Origin of the sequence: Lactobacillus jensenii DSM 20557, from assembly GCF_001436455.1 — a bacterium.
Lineage (GTDB): Bacteria > Bacillota > Bacilli > Lactobacillales > Lactobacillaceae > Lactobacillus > Lactobacillus jensenii.
In genome coordinates this window covers 1-9,173 of sequence record NZ_AYYU01000034.1, presented here as the reverse complement: position 1 = coordinate 9,173, position 9,173 = coordinate 1, and the positions used below count along the sequence as shown (strand labels likewise).

The following is a 9,173-nucleotide window of genomic DNA, read 5'->3' as shown; positions in this document are numbered from 1 at the left end:
TTATTGATAGTCTTAGTAGTTAAATCATGGTGGTGCTTCAAGTGAACGGTAATAACAGTATTATCGCCAGCAATCATAGTGTGACTATCAACTTTACCAGACACATAATCATATCCATCTGGAATTGTATATTCAGGCTTTACGGTTTCATCAGTCTTACCTTTTACAGTTTGATTATCGCCTACTTGACTACCATTATTGTCATCATCAACATACTTGATAGTGATGTTTTGGTCTTGGGCAATAAACTTAACATCAACAGTTTCATCTACTGGATTACCATCTTTATCAGTAGCTGATTCAGTAGTTACCTTGCCTGAAGTGGTGTCAGTAGTATTAGTATTCTTGTAAGTTACATTGCTTGAGTAACCAGCTGGTGTAGTAAATGTTCGTTCAGCATATTGGCCATTATTATCATCAAAGCTTGTGTAATCACTATAGCCAGTAATCTTACCGGTTACAGCATCAACATACGCAGTCTTCTTGAACTTAACATCTTGCGTAATTGTAGTAGTCGTACCGTCAATATTGTGAATGTTAATAGTACGAGTAACAGTCTTAGTTAAATCTTTATTAGTTACACCATTTGGGTAATTTTTGCCTGATTCATTAGGAATCTTATCTGAACTATTCTTACCGCCATTTGGAGTTACAGGTATTTCTTGGTGTGCCAAAGTATAAACGACAGTATCACCATCGAAGTAGTACTTAACTTGACCACCCCAAGTTGCGCTACCATCAGGCGCAGTATTAATATCTGTCTTCCAAGTTTGACCACCATTATTCAAGATAGTGTTATTAGTATCACTTAATGGAACAAATTTATATCCTTTAGCAATTAAAGCGTTAATAATAGCTTGGTCTTCACTATTAAAGCCATTAATCGTGCTTGGGAAATCACTATAATTCATAGTTGATGAATTATCTTGATATTGCTTAGTGTAATTCAAGTTGATAGTGTGAGTTTGACCATCTGCATCAGTGTATTTAAGTGCAGTCTTGATAGTTGAAGTACCTGAAATGGTCAATTTAGGGGCACTATTACTTGATTCACTAACAACAATCGTCTTACTATTTGGATTTGCAATTGCGCTTGCAACAGCTAAAGTTTTACCTGCATCTTGAGCTATAGTTGGATCTTCTCCATTAATAATAAAGCGACCTGTATTAGTATTCCCAGCAATATTTGGAAGTGAAACCGCAACAGATTTTACTTGTGCCCAATCTTCAGCAGTCCAATTTGAAGTATCGCTTGTCCAAACACTACTGTTATCAAGGTCGGTAACTTTGGCATTATTTAAGTCAGTAGCTGATTTTGAGTAGTAAATTGTGTATCCAGTTAAACCTGATGGTGCAACTACAGGACCAGTTACCTTAAACAATCCATTACTTGGAATATTAAGGTACATTACGTCACCATCTGCAATAGTGCTCTCATTATTAATAATGTTAAAGCCAATCTGCATTGCAGTAGAACCTTTATCATCAGAACTACCCTTACCACTTAAAAAGCCATGATCCTTGTTCCCAGAAATCAAAGCAACTGGAGATAAACTGGAAATAGCAGTAACTGGAAAAGTTGCCTGACCAATGTAGTAAACATTATCTACACTACCACCAAAATAATCAGCACTAACATCTGAAGCTTTTGAAGCTGAATCATTGTCAAGGACAGTTTCTGGAGATTTAATAAAACCTTCAACAGTGTAAGTGCCGTTACTGGCATCCCCATTAACTCCTAAATTCATATTACCAATACCATTACCAGTATCTAACTTATAGCTAGTATTGGTTCCAGTATAATCAACTTTTACAATTTGGTGTCCATTAACTGTATCAGTAGTAATTGTTGGATTACCTTGTAGATTAGTAATCGTACCATTAAAGTAGACACCGGTTGGTAATACATAGTAGAAGACAGGATCTTTGATATTAGCAATTTTACCAGAGCCGTTTGCAAAGTATACCTGATAAAAGTCTGAACGATTATCATTGCCTCTACTTAGTCCACCAAATGAAGCTTTAGCTTTCAATTCAGAAAGAGGATCAATATTATAAATAACTGAACCATCTGTCTCGTTTACGCCATTACCAGTAAAACTTGCACTATCTTTTAAAGTGAAACCGGCACCTGTTTTAGTACCATCACGATAAGTTTCAGCAGTATTTCCCCAAGTAGTTATAGAAATACTACTCAATGAAGGTAAAGTTTCAGCCTTAACAATAATTTGTTTAATAGTCTTACCATTACCCACTTGTGAATCATCTGTAGCTGTACCTGTTTCACTAGTACCATCTTCATAGTAAATAGTATAAGTCTTAGTACCAACACTTGTTGTACTCTTATCACTTATATTAAATGAAGTAACAGCTAACCCATCTGGAACATTTACCGTAATAGTCGGATTAGTTACATCCCTAGTTAATGAATTGTTAGTAGCAGTATATTGGGCAAGCACTGCATTATTGTACTTACCATCTAAGATCTTTTTAGTACTATAGGAATAACCATATGGATATAATTCTACTTCTTTTGACCAACTAAAAGTAATTTTACCATCATAGTCACTATTCTTGCCTACAATCACTTGAGTAATTACGCTAGTACCTGTACCTGTAATAGTGGTGCCATTATCGTCAATTATTTGCTTAACGGTAATCGGACCATTAGCGGTTAAAGTAGTATCATTTTCTGGGGTATCAATGTTATAGCTACCCTTAATCACATAACCAGCACTTGAGTTATATGCTAAATCCCCAGTAGCTTTTGAAGCATTAATAATAACGTTACCATCACTATCCTGACTGAAAGTTACCCCGCTTTCATTAGCAGCTTGGGTATCAGCAACATTTAAAACAAAGCCCTTTGGCATTGGAATGGTAATGATAGAGCCATGATTAACGCGCTTAGCCACTTTACCAGTAAGGTAAGAAGTATTATCAGCAAGACCAACTGCTTCATGCACGTTAATAGTGTATGATAACTCTCTATTTGCTACCGCAACATTATCTTTAATTCCACTATTTGAAGTATAAGTAATATCATTAAATTGAGGTTTAACAATTGCTTGATAATTTGGCGAAGATACAGAACCTAAGTCATTACCATTAACATCTGTTCCAGTAACCACAATATTATAGGTTTTAGTTCCAACATCAGTTAATAAACCATCCTTATCCTTAACCAAACCTGTGTCAGTATAGTTACTTGATTCCGCATTGATAACAAAACGAATATCAGCATGGCTACTATCATTTAACGCTTTAACAGTAATATACCAATTATTCTCATCAGTTGAAGTTTCTACAGAAAAGTTAGTACTTGAAGCCGGTGCAGTAACTCCTGTGCTCGAATAAGTACTACTTTTAGGAATAGTAATTTTATAAACATCCCCAATATGAACAGTAGCTAAATTAAGATGTCCTATGATACTTCGATTACTACCAGTGGTTCCATCGTTACCAATAGTAGTCTTACTTAAGGTGATCTTTCCATTTTCAGCTAGATTAATACTGTTTGAATCACTAGAAATTGCATTAACACTATTCGTATTAGATACACTTGAAATACTATTAGTATCAACATTATTACTACTTTGTACAGAATCAGTTGAAGTTTCATCTGTTGTGGAAGATGATAACTTACTTGTCAAACTTGCATCACTTGAACTAGATTCTAAGCTCTCACTTTGTGTAGTAGAACTCGAACTAGATCCTGAACTTCCATTTTGTGTAGCAGAACTTGAACTAGAAGTTTCACTTGTTGATTGTGCAGTAGAAGTATCAGCAAAAACTGACGCATGTCCACTCAATCCAAAGTAAAGACTAGTTGACAAAAGAACTGACGCAGCACCTATACTCAGCTTACGAATACTAAAGTGTTGTGTTCTAGTAGCGCTTTGAGACAGTTTGTTTTTTATATTATTTTTAGAAACTCTCATTCTAAATAACCCCTTTCCTAAAAAATGATTTCCAACCCCTTAGAAACCATTTAATTCATTTATAAACTACCACCATCATAACTATGTGTCTATATAATAAAACACTTTAACAATTAATAAAATACACATATATTTTTTGGCGTGCAGGCTCTATTTTACCCCCCCACTATTGATTGCACAAGCATATATAAAGACATAAATCGTTTTCATTTTCAAAAAAATCGTCCTATTAAAATTTAATCAAATAACACTTTAATTTTAAAATCCTTTATTAATTTACATAAAAAAATAGTGAAGCATTCACCGAAATGAATACTTCACTATTAATTATATTTTTATTCTATTTTGTTAATTTCTCCTCTTCTTTCTTTTACTTGCATAAGCTAATGCTGAACTCATTCCAAGAGCTGCAAGACCAAGAGCAGCAGATGCTTCTTTATCTGAACCGGTTTGTGGAAGCTTTCTAGCATTCTTACCAACTAAGTTAGAAGATCTAAGAGTGGCTCTCTTAGGAGTCTTAATACCACGAAGTGTAGTCTTAACACCTTTGCCGTTAGAAATTTCAGGCGTGTTACCACTCTTATGACCATTTTCTCCGCTTGAAGTATTGCCACCGTGGTTATTACCACTATCCTCCTTAACAGGATTCTTGGTGTAAGTTACTGTAAGCTCGATATCTGAAGACTTATCATCAACTACTTGCTTGTCAATCTCGCTCTTAGCAAGTGGCTTAGGATTCTTAATATCAGTAGTGTCAATTACAGTTGCAGTGTAACCTGGCTTGTTGATGTCGTATGCATCCCAAGTTTTGACATTAGAATCCTTGTATTGCCAATCACCATAATGATCAACTTGGTTAGTTACCTTGTTAATGAAGACATCACGAACAAAATCAACTTTTTGTTCTACCTTCTTAGTAACATTTTCCTTTTCATCCTTGAAGATGATTGTACGAGTCTTAGTCATTTCTCTAACGATTTGATCAGCCTTGTTGTTAGGATCCTTAGCACCATCTGGAAGCTTATCATTTGGCTTGTAGTCATCGATTTCAGCGTGAAAACCAATTACGATGTTTTGATCCTTAGATGAATCATCATCGAAGAGTGTTGGCACTTCTGTGTGACCATCGTATATCCAACCAAGCTTAGTCAAACGGTAAATGATAGCTTCAATGTAAGATTGTGCTTGAGCCTTATCAACTATTGCCTTAGTTTGACCATAGATGATAGTTTGAAGAGCTTGTCCATCAACAGGAATAATAATTGGTGCACCAGTCTTATCATCAACAGCGATAACTCTAATTTGTTGTTGACCAGCCTTGTAAGTAATCTTAACAGTTACGTCAGATTGAGGCTTGTCAACCTTAGCAACTACTTGACTTGGAGTTCCATCAACAACGCTGGTGTAACCCTTAACTTGAGGGACATCAACTTGTGACCAAGTGTCAGTACCTTCTGCAGTCCAGTCGCCGAAGCTTTGAACTGTTTTAGTTACAGGGTCGTAAGTTACGCTACGCTTGTAAGTTACGGTTTGCTTATCTGGAACATCGACTTTAGAACCTTCTGGAGCAAGAACATCGAATGTTCTAGTTACTGTCTTAGTCAAGTCAGCATCAGTTAAGTCTGTACCGTCTTCCTTCTTGATGCCTTCAGGTACTTTATCAGTAGTTACCTTCTTGTGCTTGAGCAAGACATTGACGCTTACGACTGAACCATCGTCACTAAACTTGATAGTTACTTGCTTTTGACTTGGGTCAACGTATTCATAACCATCAGGTAACTTAGTATCAACAGTCTTTTGTTCATCACTATGTCCAGATACTTCTTGAGCAGTACCAATTTCCTTATTACCGTCATCAGTATCGATGTAGTGGATTTGAGCATTAGCAACATCTGCTTGGTAAGTTACTACTACCTTTTGACCATCAGCTGGGTTACCGCCTTTATCCTTAGCACTAGCTTCAGGAACTGTACCATTCTTATCCTTAGCTTCAACACCGTTAATCAAAGTCTTATAGCCTTGAATTGCTTCAGGCATAGCCTTGAACTTATCACCATCGTCAAATACCCAGTCATCGTACTTGACTGCGTCAGCGTCACCTTTAGCGAGCTTAGCACGGTCAACACTTACAGTTCTATGAGCATGAACAGTTTGAGTGATAATTACCGGATCAGTTTGACCTGGAAGGTGAACTTCAATCTCACGGTGAACATCTGCAGTAAGTGGTTGCTTAATTGCTGAATCAAGGTCACTTGGAATATCAGGACAAGTATCACCAGTGAAGTGATCGATATGGTGCTTGAAGTTGATAGTGTAGTGGTTGCCATCTTGAGTTACATCTACGTAGTCATAACCCTTCTTTTCGAAGTATGCAGTAATTGCAGTGACATCACTTTGAAGGCTCTTTTGACCTTGGTCCTTGCCAGTTACATCTGGGAAGGTCAAAGTGGTTTGCAATTCATCTGGGATAGTTAAGTAGCTCTTAGTGTCATTGTCACGAGCTGAGATGGTAATGGTTGTGCCGTTTTCTACGTAGTAGATGTCAAGGTCGCTTACGCGGCTATCAGCTGTTACTTTAGCTACTTCTTGTGCAGAAGTCATTGGAGTGTAGCCAGCTAATTGTCCAGCTTCAACAGCCTTGAAGTCGACACTGCCATCGTCATTTTCAGTGACATTGCCACTAGTATCAGCAATTGTCCAATCACTAAATATAATCTTGCCAGTTGCGTCATCCTTAGTTGCAGTTCTTTCGTAAGTTACTGATTGAACTACTTCGAAGGTTTGACCAGGTTGTAAGAATGAACCTAAGACTGATGGATCTTCAAGATGTTCTGGAATGTGGATACGTACATGACGTTCGACAGTTCTTTCAAAGTCGCTATCATCAAATCCTGCATGGCTAGTCTTATCAAAAGTTTCAGTCTTGTGAGTCAAGTGAATTATAAATGGAGTCTTGGCATCGATTGCTTGACCACCATCAACTAGATAGTGATCTTCGCCATCGAAGCTAAATTCTGCACTTGTCTTATCACCAGCTAATTGATAGCCATTTGGAACTTGATAATCGTAAGTGCTCTTTGAACCATCTTTCTTACCAATGATTGTGTCAAAGGCAACATCCTTATTGTCCTTGTCGTCGTGGTAAATAACCTTTACTGTAGCAGGTTGAGCAACATAGTTGATAGTAATTTCATCGTTATTAGCGTTTGGTCCTGGAGTTACTTCAGTTACTTGATCAGTAGTTGGAGTGTAACCAGCAACCTTAATAGCATCTGTATGAATTGGCTTCCAAGTTGGACCATATTGAGTTGTGGTCTTGCCATCTTGGCTTTCAGTTGGAGTTTGAGTGTTCAAAGTCCAATCCGTGTAGCCCACAACTTGATGAGTTACCTTATCAACAATTGCTTCACGGCTCCAGACAACGTGTTGGATTACAACTTCAGTGCCAGCAGGCTTATTAAGAGTAATCTTTCTTACGATGTCATGCTTCAAGTCAGTTTCAGTTAACTTAGAACCATCCGACCTAGTAGTGCCATCTGGAATCTTAGTGCTTGGTACATTTTCAGTATCGTGAACCACTAGGACTTTGACATGACGACCATCAGCGTAAACAGTTGCTGAACTTGGAATAGTTGAACCTTCAGCTAACTTCCAGCCATCAGGAACAGTTACACCTGAGATAGTTACATCATGACCAACTTGACCTTCAAATGACTTAGATGAACCAACGATCTTGCCGTCTTTATCAACGAAGTCAATTTGAGTTGCGCCAGTTTGACCAACGTAGTCAACAACTACATCACTAGCGTTTTGAGGTTCGTCATTTACATAAGCAACTGGAGCACTTGAAACACTAGTTACAGTAGTATCACCAATCTTAGCAGTGTAGCCTCTGTAGCTTGGTACATCTTGACTTGCAAAGTCTGGAGTAGTCCAGTCACCTAATGTAGCAACATGAGTTACTTCATCAACAGTAGCAGTTCTGTGAGCAGTTACATGTTGAGTAAATTCAACATCACCATTTGGTGTGTGAAGGATAATCTTACGAGTTACATCACGAGTTAAGTCGGACTTAGTTAAGGCAGTATTGTCACCCTTCTTGACGTTGTCAGGAATAGTGTCAGTGCCTTCGAAGTTCTTCTTAGCATGACGGAAGTTCAAGATAACTTGTTGATCAACACTCTTATCCTTGTCGAAGTCACTTGGGTAAATTGCACTATCAAATTCGTAACCGCGAGCTTCCATCAACTTCTTGATTTGGTCAACGTAAGCCTTAACCTTGTCAGTTGGAATTTCAGTACCAGATTTGCCAGTGATTACTGGACTTTCAAGATCATTAGTAATGTTAAGGTCAGTGATTTCCTTGTTATCAGTAATATCAACAACCTTAAATCTTACCTTTTGATCTTGTGGCAAGTAGTGAACATCGATAGTTGAATCAGGGGTTTCAGCAGGAATGTTATCTACTTCTGGAACTTGTTCACTTGGGGTAGTGCCATCGACACTAGCATCGTAACCTCTGAAGTTATCAACATTAATTGCATCAAACTTAGTCTCACCTTGTGGTGTCCAAGTTTTGGCATATTGAACAGTTCCATCACCATAAACAGTTACTGGTCTTGCAAAGTGAACTTCTTGAACAATTGTAGTCTTAACTTCTTGACCCTTTTCGTTAGGTACATAGATGTTAACTGTTCTAGTTACAGTCTTAAACATCTTGTCTCTAACTTCAGCGCTAACTTCCTTATCGAGGTCCTTATCGCCTGGGTTGTAAGTGTGCTGAGTTGGTTCAACAGTGATTGTGATGTTAGTTAAGTCAGAACCATCACCTGGGAAGGTAATAGTTGTTGGAACTTGCTTACCATCCTTAGGAACTTGGTAACCAGATGGAAGTACTGGAGTTACATTTTCAGTAGAACCAGTGTGACCATTAATGGTTTGACTACCAAGTTGCTTACCAGTCTTATCAACATAAACAATTTGTACACTCTTAGCATTTGCAGTGTAAGTGATGTTAACAGTTTGGTTACCAGTGTAAGCAGTAACTGTTTGACTAGCAACATCCTTGCCCTCCTTGCCATCTACGTAAGTAGTGTAGCCATTCACATCGTCGGCAGTGTAAGCATCCCAACTATCAGTACCATCAACTGTCCAAGCACTGTAAGTAGTTGCACCAGTAGCAGCGTTGACACTTGCAGTTCTAGTGAAGTGAACAGTTTGCTTAATAGATTG

2 protein-coding genes are annotated in these 9,173 nt (G+C 37.8%); both read right to left on the bottom strand.

Annotated features, from left to right (window positions below; genetic code table 11):
• The coding region (locus tag FC45_RS07890) for a YSIRK-type signal peptide-containing protein (RefSeq protein ID WP_236694521.1) at positions 1-3,941 on the bottom strand (3,941 nt) is incomplete at its 3' end.
• A 348-nt stretch (positions 3,942-4,289) separates the two neighbouring features.
• On the bottom strand, positions 4,290-9,173 hold a 4,884-nt coding region (locus FC45_RS06970; protein WP_155517712.1), incomplete at its 5' end, for a mucin-binding protein.